Origin of the sequence: Cellvibrio sp. QJXJ, from assembly GCF_024452345.1 — a bacterium.
Lineage (GTDB): Bacteria > Pseudomonadota > Gammaproteobacteria > Pseudomonadales > Cellvibrionaceae > Cellvibrio.
This window is the reverse complement of record NZ_CP101662.1, coordinates 155,371-176,419: the sequence shown is the minus strand read 5'-3', so window position 1 is coordinate 176,419 and position 21,049 is coordinate 155,371. Positions and strand designations below refer to the sequence as shown.

Annotated in this window: 12 protein-coding genes; 1 reads left to right on the top strand and 11 read right to left on the bottom strand. The window is 47.3% G+C overall.

Going from position 1 to position 21,049, the window contains the following annotated elements; genetic code table 11:
* Window positions 1–3: 3 nt before the first annotated feature.
* Window positions 4–267: a hypothetical protein gene (locus tag NNX04_RS00640; protein WP_151058364.1), complete on the bottom strand. Its 264-nt coding sequence runs from the start codon at window positions 265–267 to the stop codon at window positions 4–6.
* A gap of 348 nt (window positions 268–615) precedes the next feature.
* On the opposite strand from NNX04_RS00640, the gene NNX04_RS00635 reads away from it, so the two are divergent.
* Window positions 616–1,671, top strand: a complete 1,056-nt coding sequence (locus NNX04_RS00635; protein WP_261947156.1) for a TerC family protein — start codon at window positions 616–618, stop codon at window positions 1,669–1,671.
* 47 nt (window positions 1,672–1,718) lie between these two features.
* Here the strand turns inward: NNX04_RS00635 and cysG are convergent, their stop codons facing one another.
* The 10 genes from cysG to NNX04_RS00585 form a co-directional block, all read right to left on the bottom strand.
* Entirely contained in the window at window positions 1,719–3,104 is a 1,386-nt protein-coding gene (gene cysG, locus NNX04_RS00630; RefSeq protein ID WP_261947155.1) for a siroheme synthase CysG, read from the bottom strand.
* A gap of 115 nt (window positions 3,105–3,219) precedes the next feature.
* Complete coding sequence (serS, locus tag NNX04_RS00625; RefSeq protein ID WP_261947154.1) at window positions 3,220–4,506, bottom strand: serine--tRNA ligase; 1,287 nt, start codon at window positions 4,504–4,506, stop codon at window positions 3,220–3,222.
* Between the two features lie 47 nt (window positions 4,507–4,553).
* Window positions 4,554–4,928, bottom strand: a complete 375-nt coding sequence (gene crcB / locus NNX04_RS00620) for a fluoride efflux transporter CrcB (RefSeq protein WP_151058374.1) — start codon at window positions 4,926–4,928, stop codon at window positions 4,554–4,556.
* A gap of 1 nt (window position 4,929) precedes the next feature.
* Window positions 4,930–6,282, bottom strand: a complete 1,353-nt coding sequence (locus tag NNX04_RS00615) for a replication-associated recombination protein A (protein ID WP_261947153.1) — start codon at window positions 6,280–6,282, stop codon at window positions 4,930–4,932.
* Window positions 6,283–6,319: 37 nt separating this feature from the next.
* Window positions 6,320–6,949, bottom strand: coding sequence for an outer membrane lipoprotein chaperone LolA (gene lolA / locus NNX04_RS00610; RefSeq protein ID WP_261947152.1), 630 nt, complete (start codon window positions 6,947–6,949; stop codon window positions 6,320–6,322).
* A 70-nt stretch (window positions 6,950–7,019) separates the two neighbouring features.
* Complete coding sequence (locus tag NNX04_RS00605; RefSeq protein ID WP_007642301.1) at window positions 7,020–9,377, bottom strand: DNA translocase FtsK; 2,358 nt, start codon at window positions 9,375–9,377, stop codon at window positions 7,020–7,022.
* 165 nt (window positions 9,378–9,542) lie between these two features.
* Window positions 9,543–11,051, bottom strand: a complete 1,509-nt coding sequence (locus NNX04_RS00600) for a sensor domain-containing diguanylate cyclase (protein ID WP_261947151.1) — start codon at window positions 11,049–11,051, stop codon at window positions 9,543–9,545.
* A 34-nt stretch (window positions 11,052–11,085) separates the two neighbouring features.
* Complete coding sequence (locus tag NNX04_RS00595) at window positions 11,086–17,604, bottom strand: putative Ig domain-containing protein (RefSeq protein ID WP_261947150.1); 6,519 nt, start codon at window positions 17,602–17,604, stop codon at window positions 11,086–11,088.
* A gap of 336 nt (window positions 17,605–17,940) precedes the next feature.
* Entirely contained in the window at window positions 17,941–18,828 is an 888-nt protein-coding gene (locus NNX04_RS00590) for an efflux RND transporter periplasmic adaptor subunit (protein WP_261947149.1), read from the bottom strand.
* Window positions 18,829–18,880: 52 nt separating this feature from the next.
* Window positions 18,881–21,046 carry an efflux RND transporter periplasmic adaptor subunit gene (locus NNX04_RS00585; RefSeq protein ID WP_261947148.1) on the bottom strand — a complete coding sequence of 722 codons (2,166 nt, stop codon included), beginning with the start codon at window positions 21,044–21,046 and terminating at the stop codon, window positions 18,881–18,883.
* Between the last annotated feature and the right edge of the window lie 3 nt (window positions 21,047–21,049).

The window sequence follows — 21,049 nt, the reverse complement described above, 5'->3', positions numbered from 1 at the left end:
TTGTTAGATAGAAATATTGATGGTGGTTTTCGGGGCTTTGCGGCGGTCGCGCCCTGCGCGGGTTTCAACAATGGTCTGGTCTGCTTTATGGCGACGATCCTGCTTGCGACGCTCAACTCCACCGGGTGGACCTATAGCATCCAGGCCAGCAGAACGCTGTTGCTGCTGATTTTCATTGGCATAGGGGCTCACCGCCGTAGTCGCTGAAGGACGACTGGGCGCTTTAACCGATACCGGTCGAGGCTGGATTGGTCCAAGGTAAACCATGATTGCACCTGAATTCGCAAGTTACAGTCAATTTATCGGCAGCATTCAATCGCCCTTTAACCTTAAGTGCCCAAGATACGTAAAACTGACACCAAGGTCACATTTTAACCAAAAACTCGGTCAGATTTCCGCCTAAAGAAACACTTGACCATCAATTTCAGTCTTTTATACTCGCTTTACGAAGGGGAGTAGTTATTACCGCGCAGGTCGTCAATACGAGTCAAAGCTCCGGTCGCGCGGGCAAGGTAATACCTTGTAAACGAGACCTTTGTCGCAATGACAAAGGCTTTCGTATATTTCCAATTTGCCCGTCATTGCGTCATTTAACCGACTTTGACGGAGCCTTTCATGCTAAACATCCTTTCTTTTTCATCGCTACCAAGCGCCGAAACCGGGCAGCTTGCTGCAGCAATCCAAACTGCAAATGACACAACGACATCTCTCCAATCTATTGGCACCTGGTGGATGTGGCTGGCTTTTTTCACAATTGTGCTTGTAGTACTCGCTATTGATTTGATTTTTGTTGGTGGCGGAAAACAACACCGCGTTTCACTTAAAGAAGCAGGCAGTTGGTCACTGGTGTGGGTTAGCCTTGCATTAAGTTTTGGGGCAGGCTTATGGTTTTATCTGGACGCCCACTACACCCGTGAATTTGCAAACACCAAAACTATGGAGTATTTAACCGGTTATCTGATTGAAAAATCATTGGCAGTGGACAATGTGTTTGTTTGGTTAATGCTATTTAACTTTTTTGCCATACCGCTCGAATTACAAAAACGAGTGTTAACCTATGGAGTGCTCGGCGCAATTATTCTGCGCACTATTATGATTTTTGCTGGAGTTTGGTTAATCGCACATTTCCATTGGTTACTATATGTATTTGGTGCGTTTTTATTACTGACTGGTATAAAAATGTGGTGGATGGCAGACAAACAAATAGACCTTAACAATAACCCTCTGCTTAACTGGTTTAAGCGGCATTTTGCCATTAGCGATCACTTGGAAGGCGAGCGCTTTTTTGTTGTCGTCAATGGTGTGAAGCTCATGACACCATTATTTTTGGCATTAATTATGGTGGAAATCTCGGATATTATTTTTGCAGTGGATTCGATTCCGGCTATTTTCGCGATTACTTCTGATCCATTTATCGTACTCACATCCAATATCTTTGCAATTCTTGGTCTGCGTGCCATGTATTTTTTGCTGGCTGATATTGCAGATCGCTTCGCTTACATTAAATATGGTTTAGCCTTGGTGCTCATTTTTATTGGAGTAAAAATGTTGTTGATCGACATTTATAAAATTCCAATTGGCGTATCACTTACCACTGTTGCTTTATTAATTGGGGGATCAGTGCTGATTTCCTGGATAAAAACCAAGCCAGCAGCTTCGGGAATTGAGTAACAAAAACGCCTCCCTCGCATGTAGCAAGGGAGGCGTTTACTGGTTTATCACGCCGGATTAAACCATTTTAAATTATCATGCAATTTTACTACTTCACCCACAATAAACAGGGTTGGAGCATGCACATCATTTGCTGCCACTACATCGGCAATCGACTGTAAGTCGGCAATCAAAACACGCTGCTCCTGAGTCGTACCTTTTTCAATCAAAGCAACCGGTGTTTGTGGTGAACGACCATGACTGATGAGCGATTCACAAATCTCTTTTAATCCAACCAAACCCATATAAAAAACCAACGTCTGTGTTGGGTTGGCCAACTCCGGCCATTGCAAATTGGTATTGTCGGACTTTAAGTGCCCTGTTACAAAACGCACCGATTGGGCGTAATCGCGATGTGTCAGTGGAATGCCTGCATAGGCAGAACAACCCGATGCCGCAGTAATACCCGGCACCACTTGAAATGGAATATTGTTTTGCGCAAGTAATTCAATTTCTTCACCGCCACGCCCAAAAATAAACGGATCGCCCCCTTTCAAGCGCAACACCCGCTTGCCTTCTTTAGCTAAATCAACCAACAGCTGATTGATATTTTCCTGCTCCATTGCATGTTCGCTGCGGCGTTTGCCCACATAAATCCGCTCGGCATCGCGGCGCACTAGCTCCATTACACCATCTGATACCAAACGATCGTAAAGCACCACATCGGCTTGTTGCATTAAACGTAGCGCGCGCAAGGTTAATAACTCTGGATCGCCAGGGCCGCCACCGACCAAATAAACTTCGCCTTGAGTAATGGTCTGATCTTCTTTGGCAATTTCAGTGGCGATAATATTTTCTGCCGCTGTTTCCTGACCATTCAAGGCTAACTCCGCTGCCGGGCCTTGCAGAATTTTCTCCCAAAAGCGACGCCGACTATCACCATCATCAAAGCGCGCCTTAACACGGTCGCGCCAACTGCTCGCGATTTGCGCGAGGCGACCGTAGCTAGTGGGAATCAATGTTTCAAGCTTCGCGCGAATTAAACGCGCCAATACCGGCGATTCACCACCACTGGAAATTGCAATCACCAAGGGAGAGCGGTCAATAATTGCAGGAGTGATGTAAGTGCAAAGCGTAGGGCTGTCCACCACATTCACCGGTAAGTTACGCGCTTGGGCATCCGCAGAAATTTGTTCATTGAGTGTTTCGATATCCGTCGCGGCAATGGCAATGACACAATCATTTAAATCACTGGTTTGATATTCACGCTCACGCAACTCGCCATTATTTTGCGCAACCAGTTCGCGTAATTCACTGGAAATTTCCGGCGCAACCACCCGCAAACGCGCACCCGCCTTGGAGAGCAATCGCCCTTTGCGCGTTGCAATATCGCCACCACCGACTAACAGGCAGAGGCGGTTCTTTAAATCGAGAAAGACGGGAAAATATTCCATAATAATCTACACGGTTTTATTTAACTCCAGTCGAACTGCAGTTAACACAATAATCAGATGAATGTAAAAATTAAGATGCAGAAATAAAAAGGGTGGGCAATGCCCACCCTTTTTATTATTTTTTAGCAGAATTCAACACTTCTTGCCCACCCATATAAGGGCGTAATACTTCAGGAATAATTACACTACCATCTTCTTGCTGATAATTTTCTAACACAGCTAACAAGGTGCGGCCAATGGCCAAACCGGAACCGTTGAGGGTGTGCAGCAGTTCAGGTTTGCCGCTTTCTTTGTTGCGGTAGCGCGCCATCATGCGGCGGGCCTGGAAATCGCGGAAGCTGCTACAGGAAGAAATTTCGCGATACTTATCCTGTGAAGGCACCCATACTTCTATGTCGTAAGTTTTAGCAGAGGAAAAACCGATATCACCACCGCACAAAATAACGGTGCGATGGGGCAAGCCGAGTTGTTGCAAAATCGTTTCTGCATGGCCAACCAAGGCTTCCAGCGCTGCATCGGATTCTTCCGGGTGCACAAACTTAACCAGTTCCACTTTTTCAAACTGGTGTTGACGAATCATGCCGCGGGTATCACGACCATAGCTGCCCGCCTCTGAGCGGAAGCAGGGAGAGTGGCAAACCAATTTGATCGGCAGCTGGGTTTCGTCAACAATTTCATCGCGGTAAATATTAGTGACTGGCACTTCGGCAGTGGGAATTAAATAAAATTCGCGGTCGTCGGTCAGTTTAAACAAGTCTTCTTCAAACTTGGGTAATTGGCCTGTGCCAAACAGTGAATCGCGATTCACAATAAACGGCACGTTAACTTCTTCGTAGCCGTGTTGATTGATGTGAGTATCCAACATAAATTGCGCAAGAGCGCGATGCAAACGCGCTACGCCGCCACGCAAAACCGCAAAACGAGTGCCGGTAATTTTGGTGGCCACTTCAAAATCCAAACCGCCTAATTCTGCCCCCAGATCAACGTGATCCTTGATGGGAAAATGGAAACTACGCGGCATACCCCAGCGGCGAACTTCAACGTTATCCTCTTCACTTTTACCATTGGGCACTTCATCGGCAGGAATATTGGGAATTGCCTTTACAAAATCATCCCACTCAGCTTGTACTTTTGCCAATTCAGCTTCGGCGCCTACCAATTCCTGTTTGATGTTTTCTACTGCTTGCATCATAGGTGCAACATCTTCACCGGCTTGTTTGGCTTTGCCTATCCCCTTGGAAATAGAGTTGCGTTCACTTTGCAAATTTTCCGTTTTTATTTGAATCGCTTTGCGGGTTTCTTCCAGAGCCTGAATTTTAGCAACATCTAACTCATAGCCACGTTTGGCCAAACCCTGGGCAACTTGTTCGGTAGCGGTGCGAAGTAACTTTGAATCTAACATGATGAGTAATTTTCTATTTGAAGTTGAAGAACATGAATAATTAATAACTAAAATATTTTTTGGGTTAATGCCATACCAACAAAGGCCATTAATAAACCCAGAATCACCGAGCTGCTGGCATACACAAGCGCGTTTAACACGTGCCCTTCTTGCCACAGCTGTAAAATTTCCAGCGAAAAAGCTGAGAAGGTGGTGAAGCCCCCTAAAATTCCGGTGATAAAAAATAAACGCCATTCGACAGGCAAGGTGGTTTTTTCTACCAGCAGTACATAAGCCACGCCAATCAAAAATGACCCGACAATATTCACCACAAAGGTGCCGAGTGGAAACCGGTAATTCAATAGCGGCGTTAAATAACCGACGGCAGCGAATCTAAGCACTGAGCCAAGAGCACCACCTAATGCGATTGCTAACCACTGCATATTATTTTCCGGGCGATTTTTTGTAGCGTTTCTTTTTACTTTGCTTATCCAACTCGCGTAGATGGGCAAGCTTTTCCTGAATTTTTAATTCCAAACCACGTTCGACCGGTTGGTAGTAACGCGCTTGGGCGATCTCTTCCGGCAAATAATTTTCACCTGCCGCATAGGCGCCGGGTTCGTCGTGGGCGTAGCGATATTCCGCACCGTAATCCATGCTTTTCATCAGCTTGGTCGGTGCATTGCGTAAATGCATGGGAACATCAAATGCGGGTTGGGAGCGAACATCAGCCATGACCTGATTGAACGCATTATACACAGCATTACTTTTGGGTGCGCAGGCCAAATACACCACGGCTTGGGCGATGGCCAACTGCCCTTCCGGGCTACCTAAACGTTCTTGTACATCCCACGCCGACAAACACAGCGGCAACGCGCGTGGGTCAGCATTCCCTATATCCTCACTTGCCATACGCACCACCCGGCGGGCGATATAAAGTGGATCGCAGCCACCATCAAGCATTCTGGCAAGCCAGTAAAGTGCGCCGTCGGGCGATGAGCCGCGCACGGATTTATGCAGGGCGGAGATTTGCTCGTAGAAAATATCGCCGCCCTTATCGAAGCGGCGCACATCGGACGCCAAGACTTCAGCAATCACTTGTTCATTGATGATTTTGTGATCGCCGGTGTCTTCGGCGAGATCAGCGGAAATTTCCAGCAAGTTAAGCGCTTTGCGTGCATCGCCATCGGCGGCTTGCGCGAGAGTCATTAGCGTATCCTTATCGATACGAATGTCCTGCCCGCCCAGGCCGCGTTCATTATCGTCGAGCGCCTGCTGTAATACGTCTTTTAATTGCTCGGGCTGCAGACCGCGCAGCACATACACACGGCACCGTGAGAGCAGTGCGTTGTTTAATTCAAACGAGGGATTTTCAGTGGTTGCACCGATAAAAATAAAAGTGCCGTCTTCCACATAAGGCAGAAATGCGTCCTGTTGGGATTTGTTGAAGCGATGTACTTCATCGACAAATAAAATGGTTTTGCGACGACTGGAGATGCGCTCTTGCTGCGCGGTTGCGACAGCGGCACGAATTTCTTTTACGCCGGACAAAACCGCTGACAAGGATTCAAACCGCGCATCTGCCTGCTCGGCGAATAATTTGGCAAGCGAGGTTTTACCCACACCGGGTGGGCCCCACAAAATCATCGAGTGCAGTTGACCGCGAGTGATAGCTTCGCGCAGCGGTTTGCCCACACTGAGCAGGTGCTCCTGACCAATATAATCATCCAGATTGCGCGGGCGCATGCGCGCAGCAAGCGGTTGATATGCAGGGGCACTGCCGGCAAATAGATCCATGGGCTTACATCTTTATAGGGTTAGATCCGATCAGTGTTTAATCCCTCAGGATCTCAACACCTTCGGGCGGCACAAAGAAAAAGTTTTCTTCCGGCAGTGCATTGTTGCGTTGCACATTGCTCAATACACAGCGGGTCAACTGGCCCAGGCTGTCTTGAATCGCAAACTCGCTCAGCTGCCCACTTTTAAATACCAGAATTAAATGCTGGAACATGCCCTCAGTCACCTTGGGTGTGAGGGTATATTTTTCTGCACTGCCATCCTGTTGATCGCGTGCGACAGAAAAGTTTTTACGCAACTGTTCGATGTCCGCACTCAACAATAATGCAGGCGTTTCACGCAGGTCATCGGTAAATTCGCGGATATTCACCGTTTCCAAATCCGGATCGTAGAGCCAAATAGTTTTATTGTTGGATACCAACAGCTGTGGCATAGGCTCCAGGGTTTTCCAATAAAATTTACCTGGGCGCATCAACATAAAATTGCCGCTACTGGATTCTTGCTCGACGCCAGCCTTGTCGTAAGTGGTCTGTACAAAATCACCTTGCAAGGTGTTCATGGCATCAAGTTGTTTGCGGAGCTGTGCAGCCGCCTGATCGTCAGTCGCATAAGTAGTAACCGACAACACCAACAGCAAACCAGTAAAAATGCGTGCAAAAACGTTCATATAAATTCCAACAAGAGTATTAAGTTACTGACACCGGAATCCTATCGGGTGCAGATGAACCTGAGATAAATCAATCGCGCCCGCCCGGCACCAAAACTTCACGGTTTCCGTTGTGACCCGCCGCGGAAACAACACCCGCCATTTCCATGGTTTCAATTAGACGTGCGGCACGGTTATAACCGATGCGCAATTTTCGCTGTACCGAGGAAATGGAAGCCTTGCGCGATTCGATCACAAAAGCCACAGCTTCATCGTACAGCGCATCACTTTCATTATCGCCGCCCTCTTCACCACCTTCGCTCGGCATGCCTGGCACTGGAATCGAATTATTGCTGTCATCGGTAATGCCATCAATATAGTTGGGTTCACCACGTTTTTTCCAATCGGCCACCACGCGGTGAACCTCGTGGTCATCCACAAAAGCGCCATGAACACGGACTGGCACGCTGGTGCCGGGCGGCAAATAAAGCATATCGCCATGCCCCAGTAACTGCTCTGCCCCGCCTTGGTCGAGAATGGTACGCGAATCGATTTTGGACGAAACCTGGAACGCCATACGCGTCGGGACATTGGCCTTAATCAAGCCGGTGATTACATCTACCGATGGGCGCTGGGTAGCCAAAATCAGATGGATACCCGCTGCACGGGCTTTTTGCGCAATACGGGCGATGAGCTGCTCTACCTTTTTGCCGACAATCATCATCATATCGGCAAATTCGTCGATCACGACCACAACGGCTGGCAGGGTTTCCAGATCGGGCGCAGTAGCCACTTCAGCACCGGGTTCAAAGTTCTCTTCTGGTTTGAATAGTGGGTCTTTGATTGGCTCACCCGCTTTGATGGCATCGTCCACCTTGCGGTTAAAACCAGCGAGGTTACGTACCCCCATGGCGGCCATGAGCTTATAGCGACGCTCCATTTCCCCAACACACCAGCGCAGCCCGTTGGCCGCGTCTTTCATGTCGGTAATAACCGGCGTAAGCAAATGCGGGATACCTTCGTAAACCGACAACTCCAGCATTTTGGGGTCGACCAACATCAAGCGTACTTCTTTGGGCGTGGATTTATACAGCAGGCTGAGTAACATCACGTTTACACCCACAGACTTACCAGAGCCAGTAGTACCTGCGACCAACAAGTGCGGCATTTTGGCAAGATCAGCCACCACCGGCTCCCCGGAGATGTCGTGACCCAACGCCATGGTAAGCACTGATTTGGAGTTCTCGTAGAGTTCAGATGAAATCACTTCCGACAGGCGCACCATTTCGCGGTGTGCGTTCGGGATTTCAATCCCCATCACTGATTTGCCGGGAATAACCTCTACCACCCGCACTGAGACTACCGCCAGCGAACGCGCCAGGTCTTTGGCAAGCCCGGAAATACGGCTGGCTTTAATACCTGGCGCAGGTTGGATCTCAAACCGGGTCACCACCGGGCCGGGCTGTACCGACACCACCTCAATCTCGATACCAAAGTCTTTTAGTTTGAGTTCCAGCATGCGCGACATGGCTTCCAACGACTCTTTGGAATAGCCTTTGTCACTGCGCTTATCGGCAGGATCAAGCAAGTTCAATGGCGGTAAAGTACCCACAGCCGGCTCGATAGATTCAAAGAGCGACGGCTGCTTTTCCTTTTCAATGCGCGGACTGGGCGCAGGCTTCTTTTTGGGTGGCTCGGTGATAATTACCGGGGCCACGCGCTTGGCTTCCTGTTTAACGTGCTGCTCCACCACTTCGCGGCGATGCTCCTGCGCTTTTACGGCGATTTGCTTTTCCGCCCGCTCACGCTGGTAAACCTGCCATTTTTCCAGCCCACGATTGACGCCGATGCTAATCCATCGCCCAATATCCTCAGCGAGCTTAAGCCAGGAGAGATCGGTAAAAATTGTCATGCCCACCAAAAACATACTGAGCATCAACAGTGTGCCGCCGGTGTAGTTAAACGCGTCAAAAATACCGTCAGAGACAGCAGCACCTAACAAGCCACCATTGGAATAAGGTAATACGGAGGCACCGTCGCTGTAATGCATGGCAGCGATGCCAGTACCGGCAACCATAACCAATACCAACCCCACCGCACGTAAACCAAAAAACAACCAATCGATAGCATCCTGACGGGTGCGATCCTTAAGCACTAACCAGGCGCGATAGGCAATCATCACCGGAAACAAGTATGCGAGGTAACCAAACAGCGAGAAAAATACATCGGCAATCCAGGCGCCGAAGGAGCCACCCGCATTTTGTACCTGGGTATTTTCGCCCGTTTTGGACCAACCCGGATCCAGAGGGTCATAGCTGACCATAGCGATCAATAGGTACAGACAGATCGCGCCCAAACCAATGAGCGCCCCCTCTTTCAGCAGGCGAACGAGCAAGCTGGAAGCTTGTTCAGATGCAGGAGTACGGCGTTGCGGAGTTACTGATTTCAATGGAAATGTCCCGATTGAGATACAAAGGCACTAATTAATAAACGAGGGCTATTGTAATTACTGGCGGCAGATTTACCACCGGCAAGATCACTCTGCGGGGAAATGAATGAAAAAACCCGCACAAGTGCGGGTATTCATGGTTGTTTTGCGAGCAACCAAGGGAATTTAATGCTGCGTTTCAGCAATCAGGCTTTCCATACCGGGTGCCCAACGAGTCACCTGATTGCGCCCATGTTGTTTGGAGTAATAAAGAGCCTCGTCTGCCTGCTGGATGAGCTGACTGGAACTTATCGCCCCCATACGCATGGAGGTCACACCAAAACTGCCGGTTACGCTGACACCGTTGGTGACTTGTGAAGCGATTTTTTCGCGGCAGCGCTCCGCAATCATCTGCGCTTGTTCAATAGGGGCACCGGGTAAAATCACACAGAATTCTTCACCGCCAAAACGCGCCACCATATCCATATCGCGCACTACTTCGCGCAAACTGTTAGCAGCCATTTTAATCACTTCATCGCCCACGGCATGACCATAGGTATCATTCACTTTTTTGAAAAAATCGATATCAGCCATGATGCAACTAAACTCGGCATCGGAAGCGCGTGCACCGTCAAATTTACCATTGAGATGTTCGTAGAGCGCGCGGCGATTAAAACAATTAGTCAGTGGATCCCGTGTTGCGAGGTAGGTAAGCTCTTTATTTTTGGTTTCAATCGCTGCCTGGCTCGCGGCCAGTTGCTGCACCATATCCTCCAACAAACGGTTTTTCCCCTCCAGCTCTGTAATATCCTCAAATACCGCAATAGTGCCTTGTATTGCGCCTTTGGCATCCAGAATTGGCACGGCATTTACATGAAAGATTTTTTCGCCATCATCGCCCATAGGTAATAAAACGCGAACCCCGGTTTGTTTGATGCCCTCAGCGATAGCACGCATCCAGGGGTATTCGTTATCAACACTCTTGGGATCGACAAACCAACCCAAGTTACTGGCTTTTTTGCCTAGCAAAAATTCCTCCGTGCGGCGCAAATTTTCTAGTAAAGCAGTATTAGCCAGAACTATCTGTTCGCGCCGATCCAAAATTAACACGCCCTCCGCCAAAATATTTAATGCATTGCGCACTCGCGCTGGCACCACTGCACTCGGGTCCAAATGTTTGAGTGCACGTTTGATGTAAAACCAAAACCCCACAAAACCACTGAGTGAAATAAAAACAATCAGCAGTACAAAAGTAGGCACACCAAAAATAGGGTGTCGGTCATGCAACAATGGCTCAAAACTAATTTCAAATTCGGCACGTTTTGCGCCATTGGTCATTACCGGGAAACGAATATGCGTGGGTGTGGATTCATGTTCTTTTGCATCAGCCCAAAATTTTTCATGCGCATTGGTTTTCGCCACCAGGTTTCCATTATTGTGCCTGACGGCTACCGATAAGATCTCCGGATTGCGCTCCACAGAGGACTCAAGTAAATACTGTAGCAATAACTCATCGCCCCGCATAATCGCCACGCTGACTTGGGACGCCAGAGTTTCAGCTAAACGTTTGCGCACATCCAACTGCTGACGCTCAGCACCGGGCGCCAAACCAATCGCTTGCGCGAGAATCAATAAAGAGACGGTGAGAATCACCAACCCCACACTCAACCTCACGGCAGGTGTAATAGTAAACATTCAAATTCCTTAACAGCATTGAGTAGAAAAATAATTACACATCTTTGGTTTTTTGTTGGGCGTGATCAAAAAGATACCCCACTTCTTTAGCATTTTTATCTTCATGTTTACGATCTTTGCGCTGTTGCTCCAATTCTTTTTTGCGCTTATTCACTTCATCAAGAATAGGCAGCGGATCTAAGCCGCGCCACAGAGGCAGCATAGAAACCATTGCCAGCAATAAACTGCTGGCACGCAGCGACCAAATCAACAAACCGGTAGTCAATGAAAAACTAATGCCAGCAATCAGTGCTTTACGATCATGCTCTTCCTCTAGTGCCTCATCCATTTGCGCACGAATACGCCGCACTTCACTATCAAACTCCGCGGCTTCCCACGGCGCAAAACCGGCATCGGGTACAATCAAACTGACCAGCGATGTGGACGCCGTTAAGCTAGACACCTGCAGTGCATTAGAATTAAGTAGTTGCACTACACGTTCATAATCCTGTGCAGATTTATCCTCCACCACATTGTATGGAGAGTCATACTCATCCCCATTCACAAGTAGCTCCTGGTCAACCACTTCGCTTGTAATATCAGGTTCATCCGGCAAAGCAGGCGAAAGTGTTGACTCGTCTCCATTTGTCGGCGGAATAACGCCGGGATTTTGATTTTCAGGCAACACAACAACAGGAGGAATAATGGGATCAGGGATTGTCGGCGGTGTACTTTCATCAACATCCGGAGTAATAATAGGCGGGGCGACAATCACGGGCGGAATAATTACTGGAGGCGCAACTGGCGGCTCTTTAGCAGACACAGTGACTTTAAAACTGGACTCGACCCACGCGCCATCAGAATCAATTGCTCGCAAGCGAATAATTGATTCACCCGCATTCTCGGATGACACCACAATCGTCATCATCCCGGTATTCTGATCCATCTGGACATCAATTACCGCGTCAGGATTACTATTCCCCATTAATTCAAAATTAAGCGTTACTACATCTTCGATATCAAAAAATTTATTTCGCAAATCAATTTGTTGCGGTGCATCACCTGCAACCATCGTCATATTATCAATTGTAATTGCCGTGGGCGCATCATTCACATTTACGACAGTAATCATAAACGTATCAGTCACTGCGCTATTACCATCATTGGCAATAACATCAATCAATATGGCCCCAACATCACCATTCGTTGGTGTACCGCTAAAAGTCCGAGTAACAGGATCAAAACTCAGCCATGCAGGTAATGCTCCCCCGCCAGCTAATTGCGCGGTGTAAGTTAAAGTGTCGCCAACATCGGCATCTGCAAATGTATTACTGTTGAACTGGAAATTAAACGCAGAATCTTCGGCTGTGTTTTGATTGGGGATGGTATTCGCAACTATAGGGGCATCGTTAGTATTAGCAACAACAACATTGAACGTGTCCGTTACGATACCGCCATTGCCATCATCGGCAATAACATCAATTGATACAGCTCCAATATCACCATTCGTTGGTATACCACTGAAAGTACGGGTTACTGGATCAAAACTCAACCATGCAGGCAATGCACCGCCGCCAGCCAACTGCGCGGTGTAAGTTAAGGTATCACCCACATCAACATCGGAAAATGTATTGCTATTGAATTGAAAGTTAAACGTAGAATCTTCGGCTGTGTTTTGATTGGGGATGGTATTCGCAACTATAGGGGCATCGTTAGTATTAGCAACAACAACATTGAACGTGTCCGTTACGATACCGCCATTGCCATCATCGGCAATAACATCAATTGATACAGCTCCAATATCACCATTCGTTGGTATACCACTGAAAGTACGGGTTACTGGATCAAAACTCAGCCATGCAGGTAATGCTCCGCCGCCAGCTAATTGCGCGGTGTAAGTTAAAGTGTCGCCAACATCAGAATCCGCAAATGTATTGATATTGAATTGGAAGTTAAACGCAGAATCTTCGGCTGTGTTTTGATTGGGGATGGTATTCGCAACTGTGGGGGCATCATTTACGGCGGTGATAGTGATATTAACTGTGTCGCTGTCTATCAAAACGCCACCGCTACCACTATTACCTAAATCGCTTGTAGTAATTGCTAATACCGCAGTGCCGTTGTAACCCGTTGTTGGGTTAAATGTCAGAATTGAAAGTGCATTATTAATATCAGTTTTAGTGCCACTAAATACCAGACTGCTATCGTTGGTGCCATCGCCAGTGGTAAAAATTAAACCTGTAGTACCACCAAGTGTTAATGTGCCATTCGTTACCGAAAGAGTAACCTGTAAATTACCCGTACCAACATCCAGATCATCTATTTGAATTCTATTGCCATTTACTGAGCTGAAAACCAGTGATGTATCTTCACTCGTGACTTGTCCACCGGGCACAGTATTTTCAGGTGCATCATTCAGCGCGGTGATATTTATCGTGGCTGTGTCACTGCCCGACAAACTGCCATCATTGGCGCTAATGGTAAGCATGCGTGTTGCAACAGGGGTATCGCCTGAAAGGCGATACGTAAGTGTGCTACCGCCATTGCCTGCAAACAAATCGTTGAGTTGTGCAGCGGTACCTGTGAGTACCAACGTATTCGTATTCACGCCCGATACAATTACCACACCTGTAGTGCCAACTGTTGCAGCAAGATTACTATTGCTACCCTCAGCGGTCAGCGTGATTGTTAATGCATCGCCATCTACATCAGCAACACTAATTCCAGTTCCGTGCAAATCAATCGGGGTTTGTTCATCTGCAAAATAATCAGTGGCAGTAATGGTGACGCTGGGGGCGTCATTAGTGTTTGCAACCGTAATAGTAAATGTATCCGTTACACTACCGCCGTTGCCGTCATCGGCAATTACCTCGATAGATACAGTACCAACATGCGCATTCAGCGGCGTGCCACTAAAGGTGCGCGTAACGGGGTCAAAACTCAACCACGCAGGTAAGGCACTACCGCCAGCTAACTGCGCGCTGTAGGTCAATGTATCGCTCACATCCACATCGGAAAAGGTATTGCTGTTAAATTGGAAATTAAATGCAGAATCTTCCGTTGCATTTTGATTGGGAATTGCGTTGGCAAGGATAGGCACATCGTTAGTGTTAGCAACAGTGATAGAAAAAGTATCTGTGACTGTGCCACCATTTCCATCATTGGCAATCACATCAATAGATATAGCACCCACATGAGCATTCGTAGGCGTGCCACTAAAAGTTCGCGTAGCTCCGTCAAAATTCAACCATGCCGGTAATGCACCGCCACCGCCAGTTTGTGCGCTGTAGGTGAGTGCATTACCTACATCCTGGTCCGCGAATGTATTTGCTGCAAAAGTAAAATTAAATGCAGCATCTTCGGTTGCGTTTGCATTGGGGATTGGGTTGGCAACAGTTGGAACATCGTTAGTGTTGGCAACAACTAAATCAAAAGTATCTGTTGCGGGTGTCCCACCGTTACCATCATCAGCGGTCACTCTAATTGAAATTGTACCCACATCAGCATTGGCTGGTGTGCCTGAAAAAGTACGTGTAACCGCATCAAAACTTAGCCATGCTGGCAGTGCACTTCCATCCGCCATAGTGGCAGTATAAGTTAGCGTATCGCCAACATTCGGATCATCAAAGGTTGCATTATCAAACTGAAAATTAAATGCAGCATCTTCAGTTGCATTTTGATTGGGGATGGGCGTAATTAAAAAAGGGAAATTGTCTACATTGCCGATAACTACATCAAATGTATCTGACACAGTCGCTTCGCCATCATCGGCAGTTACGCTAATACTAATTGTGCCCACGTCACCATTGGATGGAGTACCACTGAAAGTACGCGTCGCTGAATCAAAACTCAACCATCCCGGTAGTGCACCGCCACCTGCCAAGGTAGCCGAATAAGTCAGGCTATCACCAAGGTCCTGATCACTGAAAGCGTTAATTGGAAAGGTGTAGTTAAACAGTGCACTTTCGGTGGCCGTTTGATTTCCAATAGGATTCGCCACTGTGGGCGCATCGTTGGTATTGGCAATTACAACATCAAAAACATCGTTAGCGGTTCCGCCTGCACCATCATTTGCATTTAATTTAACTGAAATAGTTCCTACATCACTGTTAGTAGGTGTACCGCTAAAAGTACGTGTTGCCGAATCAAAATTTAACCACGCAGGTAATGCACCACCATCAGCCAATTCTGCGGTGTAGCTAAAGGTCGCGCCCACATCGCCGTCACCAAAGGTATTGGCGGGAAAGATATAAGTGAACACAGAATCTTCTGTGGCGTTTTGATTGGGAACGGGAATATTGACGAAAGGATCGTCGTTGACGCCGTTAATCGTAATATCAAAGGTATCATCTGCTGTTGAACCATTTCCGTCATTAGCCGTGACTTTAACGCTAATAAAACCTACATCCCCATCGTCAGGAACTCCACTAAACGTGCGTGTGCCTGCATTAAAATGCAACCATGCGGGAAGCGCATCGCCATTTGCTAAAGTAGCAGTGTAAGTGAGTAGATCCCCATCAACATCAGCGAAAGTATCTGCGGCAAAAGTGAAACTGAATAGTGATTCCTCGGTAGCAATTTGATTGACGATTGGATTCGCAAGTGTAACGGGGTCATTAATCGCAGTGATATTAATTAATGCCGAATCATTTGCACTCAAGCTTCCATCGCTGGCAGAAATGGTTAACTGTTGCGTTGCCGAAGGTGTATCTCCAGCCAAGCGATAAGTCAGCGTGCCACCATTATTACCGGCAAACAAATTATTCAATTGTGTTGATGTGCCAGTGAGGGTTAATACATTGGTAGCATTGCCAGATGAAATAATCACGCCCGTAGTGCCAACTAGCGCAGTGAGTTGACTATAAGTTGATGGCGCTTCGACAGTCACAGTTAACGTATCACCATCCGAATCATTGATCACTATGCCGGTACCATGCAAATCTAATAGTGCCTGCTCATCAACAGCATAACTAGTTTCAGCAATAACAACTGTTGGGGCATCATTAACATTATTAATAGTGATTGCAATATTATCTGTGTCTTGTAAGCCACCGCTTAACCCCAGATCTTTTGTCGTAATACTAAAAGTATCGCCACCAACAAAATTATTTACCGGTGTATAAGTAATAGTGGATAAGGCCGCATTAATTTCAGCTACTGAGCCACGGAATAACATATAGAAATCATTGGTACCATCACCACCAATGAATGTTAAACCTGTGGTTTGTGCAAGGCTGAACGAACCTTGGGCTGCATTGAGAGTTACTTCAAGGTCGTTAGGGAATGCGTCGGCATCAGCCACTTGAATTTGATTGCCGTAAATTGAGCTAAAAATTAACGGCGTATTTTGATTGGTAGATTGCGCACCCGGCACGGTATTAACCGGAGCCTGATTACTGCCATTATTGTATGAAAGCAAAAAATTCAAATCGGCACTGCTATTGCCTGTGCCGTTTACAATCATTTCCGAGTTATTCCAGGCATCGCTTTTGTAGGCGACAGAAACTTTACCATCGGCATTATTGGTGGTTATCTTGATAATGTAGGTTTGACTATCGTTAAGTACAACATCACCAAAATTAAAGGTTTTCCAACCAAAAGTGCTGTCTAACTGATCGGAATTAATCGTTTGTGTAGCCAGCGGTGATGCATCATTCCATCCGCCATCCAATAATTGAATCGTGATGTCCTGATTGGCAGCACCAGATTCCACACGCAGCTGCACACTGATCTGGTTAACGGTATAAGTTGCACCGGGGCTATCATAAAGGAAGGATTGACCTACACCACTAACCGACGACACTGATTGAACGCTAGTTCCCCCTTGAATATTAATATAATGAGTAGACGCTAAAACGCCAACCCACGCCTCTTGCACCGCCGTACTTACAACAACAGTTTGTTCAATACTACCTACTGAAAACTCTAAATCCCAATCACCACTTAATGTGTTATGGCCCGTTGCATCATCACTTGCAGCGACATCCGCGTCGGTTAGCGCTGCAAGTTCTGCAATAAATTCACGCCCCTGCACAGTCGCGGCCACATCGCAGCCGTAAATTAAAATATCGGCATTTTCACCCAATGCAGTGCGCCAAGCGATCAACTCATCTTCATACTGAAACAGATTATTGGTGCTGAGCAATGTACTGCCGAGTGCAACAGAGCCATCCGCGCCGTGAGAAATTATGTGCAGCGAATCAAGCCGGGAAAATTGTGTCAGCTGTTGAGTAATTTGAACGACGCCATCACTGTTGGTATCAAGGTAAACAATTTCCAAATCACCCGTTGAATGTTGTTGGCGAATATCCTCCACAAACTGCTTATAATTTTCGACAGCAGTATCCACAACCACCAAGCTCGTGATTCGTTGAGCAGCGGTTTGTGCATCCAATAACGGATCTGCAGGTGGCAGATAGATGGCGGTCAAATCGAGTTTGGCAGCAGCTTCCGATAACTGCGTTATATCTGCACTGCCATCGTCAAATACGGCGATATCGGCAGTTGCAGAAAATAGCAACCGGGGTTCAAGCGTTTCAATCAGGGGGCGCTTGTGGCGCGACAACTTGGACATGAGCAGTATCGAGTCTTGTTATTTGTACCCGCCTCTTGCATAGGTACAAACAGGGTTAAGGTGTGGTTCTCACCAACTTGCATCCCTGTGGCAGAGCGATGGATTCCAAGCCATGGAAAACATCAACTACTACCATCGTAAAACTATCGTCAGCTCTTCTAGAAACGGAGTGCGTTTTCGCACTTTTATAATATTTATCTTCTTGAATTTTTTCTTATGTGGTTTGAGGATCAATCATGGCACATATTTTTAACAATCACCCTGCTCACAACTAAATAATATAAGGAACGCAAAAATTAAAAAATTTAACCTTAATCGAAACATCGTTTACGTGATTCACGGCAAGCTTTGGGTATCCAATAAATTTAACGTGACGCCTTCAAAGGTAACACGGCATTTTAAACCACTGGGTAAACGGTTACCCGGATTGGGAAATGCCAAGCGAATACCAAAAGTATTACTCGGCCCATCAATCACTTGATCAACCAGAATCACTTTAGCGTCATAACTTTTAGTGGATGCACCCAGCTCTGGTACCACTGTAGCCGTCATACCTGCTTGTACCTTGCCGTAAAGGCTTGCAGGCGCAAATACTTCCACACGCAGTGGATCAAGCTGGGCAAGTTTAAGCACTGGTTCAAAATCAATGTGTTCACCGGGCTGTTTGTAACGCTCTACCACCACCCCATCAATAGGGCTAGCCAATGTGCGACGCTTGAGATCAGCCAGCGCACGATTGTGTTCAAGTTCGGCTTGGCGTTTGCGATCAAGCGCCTGCTGTAATTGTTGCTGGGCAATTGCATATTCAGTTTTGAGTTTATCCAGCTCTGAAAAAGAAGCGGCTTTTTTCTCGTAAAGATCGGTTACACGTTCCAGCGAGCGTTTGCTAAATTCAACTGCCAGCTGCTGGGCTTGTACATCGCTTATCAATTCCGCTTGCACACGACGCAATTCAGCGGTGGCCATTTCCAAACCGGCATCCAGGCGCGCCACCACCTCCCCTTTTTTTACTGAATCGTTTTTATCCACTAATACTTCACTGATTACGCCCTCAACCGCGCTGCTCATTTCCACTACTACCGAAGGTTCAATCCGGCAGTTTAATTGTGCCGGCTCAGAGGTTTGCGCGCTGGCGTAGCTACTCACAACACTGCATAACGCCAGTAGAGACAAGCAACCAGAACCACTAGTGCGAACGGACATATTTAGGATAGATCTGAACATAGTTGACTCGTTATAAAAAATTATTTGCATATAAATATAGTTCAAAAGAACATTAAGAGAAGTGACGAATGAATACTTGTTGCAAAGTACTGTACCACTGCGCTAACAAGGGCCGTGCCGGGTGTGAAAACTTCACATAGGTACGCTCACCATAATGTCCCGTTTGCTGAAAATCATGCAGCACTATATCCAACAAAAATACTTGCTCAGTCACACGGGTTCCGCTGGGTTGCTGCGCATCTACCGCAAGCCTGCCTCCGCCCTGTGCCCCCAGCACTTGACTCGGCAATTCGAAAGTGGCGATTGGCAGTTGCTGCAAAAGCTCACCATGAATATGGCGAGAAGGATTACTCGCTAAACGAACTGAAACATGACGTGTGGCCTGACGCACCAAACCTATCTCTTCTTGTAACAAGGCAGTGCGCACGCGCACCTTACCTGCGCGCTCAATAATCGCCAGTTCATCGCCTTGTGTAAAAAAGCTGCCCGGCAAATGGTGCTGACGCAATAGGCGTACTGTTCCGGCGGTGGGGCTACGCACCACCAGACTGTTCACTCGCGATTGCAACAATTCGATTTCAGCACTGATGGCATCGATATCCTGCTGTAGCAATTGCGCCTGGATGCGATCACTGACCCATGCCTGTTGATAACGCGCTTCAAATTCGCGGAGATGCGCTTGCTGCACTGCTAAATTGGTAGTGAGCGCAGGATTGTGCAAACGCACCAACACTTGCCCCTGCGTAACCTGATCGCCATTATTAACCAACACCTCCTGCACTTCCCCACTGGATTCCACTTTTACCCGCGCCTCTTCCGGTAACCAGATAACAGCCTCAACAGAAGTCGATTCCGGCATAGGAACCCACAGCAGAAAAGAGAAAAAAGCCAACACAAAGGCACCGGTGATTGTCACCGCGCGCTGACGCACCGCCAATAATTGTTTATCAGCCATTAAAAAACGTATCGCTTTTATTAGCGGCCAACACAATTGAAAGAAAATCAGCCAAGCGCCAACAATCAAACCCGCCAGGGGGAAATAACTCGCCACCAATAAAATAATAAAAAACAAAATAAACAGGCGATAACCAAATGCGGCAATGCTGTAGCACGTGAGCACCGCTGCTTCACGATTTGTCTGTGCCGGGGAGAAAATCTCGCTTACACCATAGGCATAGCGGCGCAACAAATAACTCACCTGTTGATTGGCGCGTGTAGCAAGGTTAGGTAAATCAAAGGTATCAGTGAGCAGGTGGTAACCATCAAAACGCATGAGCGGATTGCCATTAAAAAACAATGTGGACACGCTGCCGATAATAATGATGTTGTATAAAAAATCACTGAAAAAACCGGAGGGAACTTGGATCCACAACAGCAGTGCAAGCGCGGCTAAAAATATTTCCACCGCCATACCAGCGGCGCCCACCATTAGCCGCTGACGTTTGGATTGAAATCCGGTCGCGGCACTCGCATCCACGTAGGGCAAGGGTGTACCCACTACAAATACCACCCCGCAATCATTCACCTGGCCGCCCCAGACTTTGGTAAATAATCCGTGACCCAACTCATGCAACACTTTAAAAAATGGATAGGTGAGCCAGAGCAACAACAAATTTCCCGGCGACAGCAAACGCTGCAACTGCCCTTGCGTGAGTTCACTCCAATGATTACCGGCTTGCAATAATGCGTAAGCCACTACAACCAACCACAGGATTCCCATGGTCCGGCTCACCAACAATCGCGCTAGGGGCATGAGTTTATTGAGCAAACGATCGGGGTTGCCGAGTGGTAGGTGCCAAGTGAGCGGGTTCATTAATAAGCGCAGCCAGCGCTGCTGCTTTTTCTGTTCCTGTCGCGCAAATAATTCGCGCGTGCTGGGCGGTAAATCGCACACCAATAAATCAGCCACATGCAAATATTGCAACAGGTGAATTAAATCATCCTGTGTGGGCACATCCTCCGCACAGGTATAAAACTCTGGTTTGGCAGCAGCGGATAAAACCTGCGTTAAATTATTTCGCCCATCCATCGCGCTAATTAAACGCCACGCTGGTGGGCTCAAGCGATGAAAGCGACCATTACTTTTATCTTGCAATAAATACCAGCGCTCACCGTTGTAATCGCGGCGTTGGATATGGATATGTCGCGGCAGTGAGGGACGTAATGATTCGAGCCGCTGCCACGCAGGATTAATATCATGTGATTGGGCGTCATTCATAAT

Coding starts and splice junctions, on each gene's coding strand:
- NNX04_RS00640 (WP_151058364.1), bottom strand. CDS start 267: ATGGTTTACCTTGGACCAATCCAGCCTCGACCGGTATCGGTTAAAGCG.
- NNX04_RS00635 (WP_261947156.1), top strand. CDS start 616: ATGCTAAACATCCTTTCTTTTTCATCGCTACCAAGCGCCGAAACCGGG.
- cysG (WP_261947155.1), bottom strand. CDS start 3,104: ATGGAATATTTTCCCGTCTTTCTCGATTTAAAGAACCGCCTCTGCCTG.
- serS (WP_261947154.1), bottom strand. CDS start 4,506: ATGTTAGATTCAAAGTTACTTCGCACCGCTACCGAACAAGTTGCCCAG.
- crcB (WP_151058374.1), bottom strand. CDS start 4,928: ATGCAGTGGTTAGCAATCGCATTAGGTGGTGCTCTTGGCTCAGTGCTT.
- NNX04_RS00615 (WP_261947153.1), bottom strand. CDS start 6,282: ATGGATCTATTTGCCGGCAGTGCCCCTGCATATCAACCGCTTGCTGCG.
- lolA (WP_261947152.1), bottom strand. CDS start 6,949: ATGAACGTTTTTGCACGCATTTTTACTGGTTTGCTGTTGGTGTTGTCG.
- NNX04_RS00600 (WP_261947151.1), bottom strand. CDS start 11,051: ATGTTTACTATTACACCTGCCGTGAGGTTGAGTGTGGGGTTGGTGATT.
- NNX04_RS00595 (WP_261947150.1), bottom strand. CDS start 17,604: ATGTCCAAGTTGTCGCGCCACAAGCGCCCCCTGATTGAAACGCTTGAA.
- NNX04_RS00590 (WP_261947149.1), bottom strand. CDS start 18,828: ATGTTCAGATCTATCCTAAATATGTCCGTTCGCACTAGTGGTTCTGGT.
- NNX04_RS00585 (WP_261947148.1), bottom strand. CDS start 21,046: ATGAATGACGCCCAATCACATGATATTAATCCTGCGTGGCAGCGGCTC.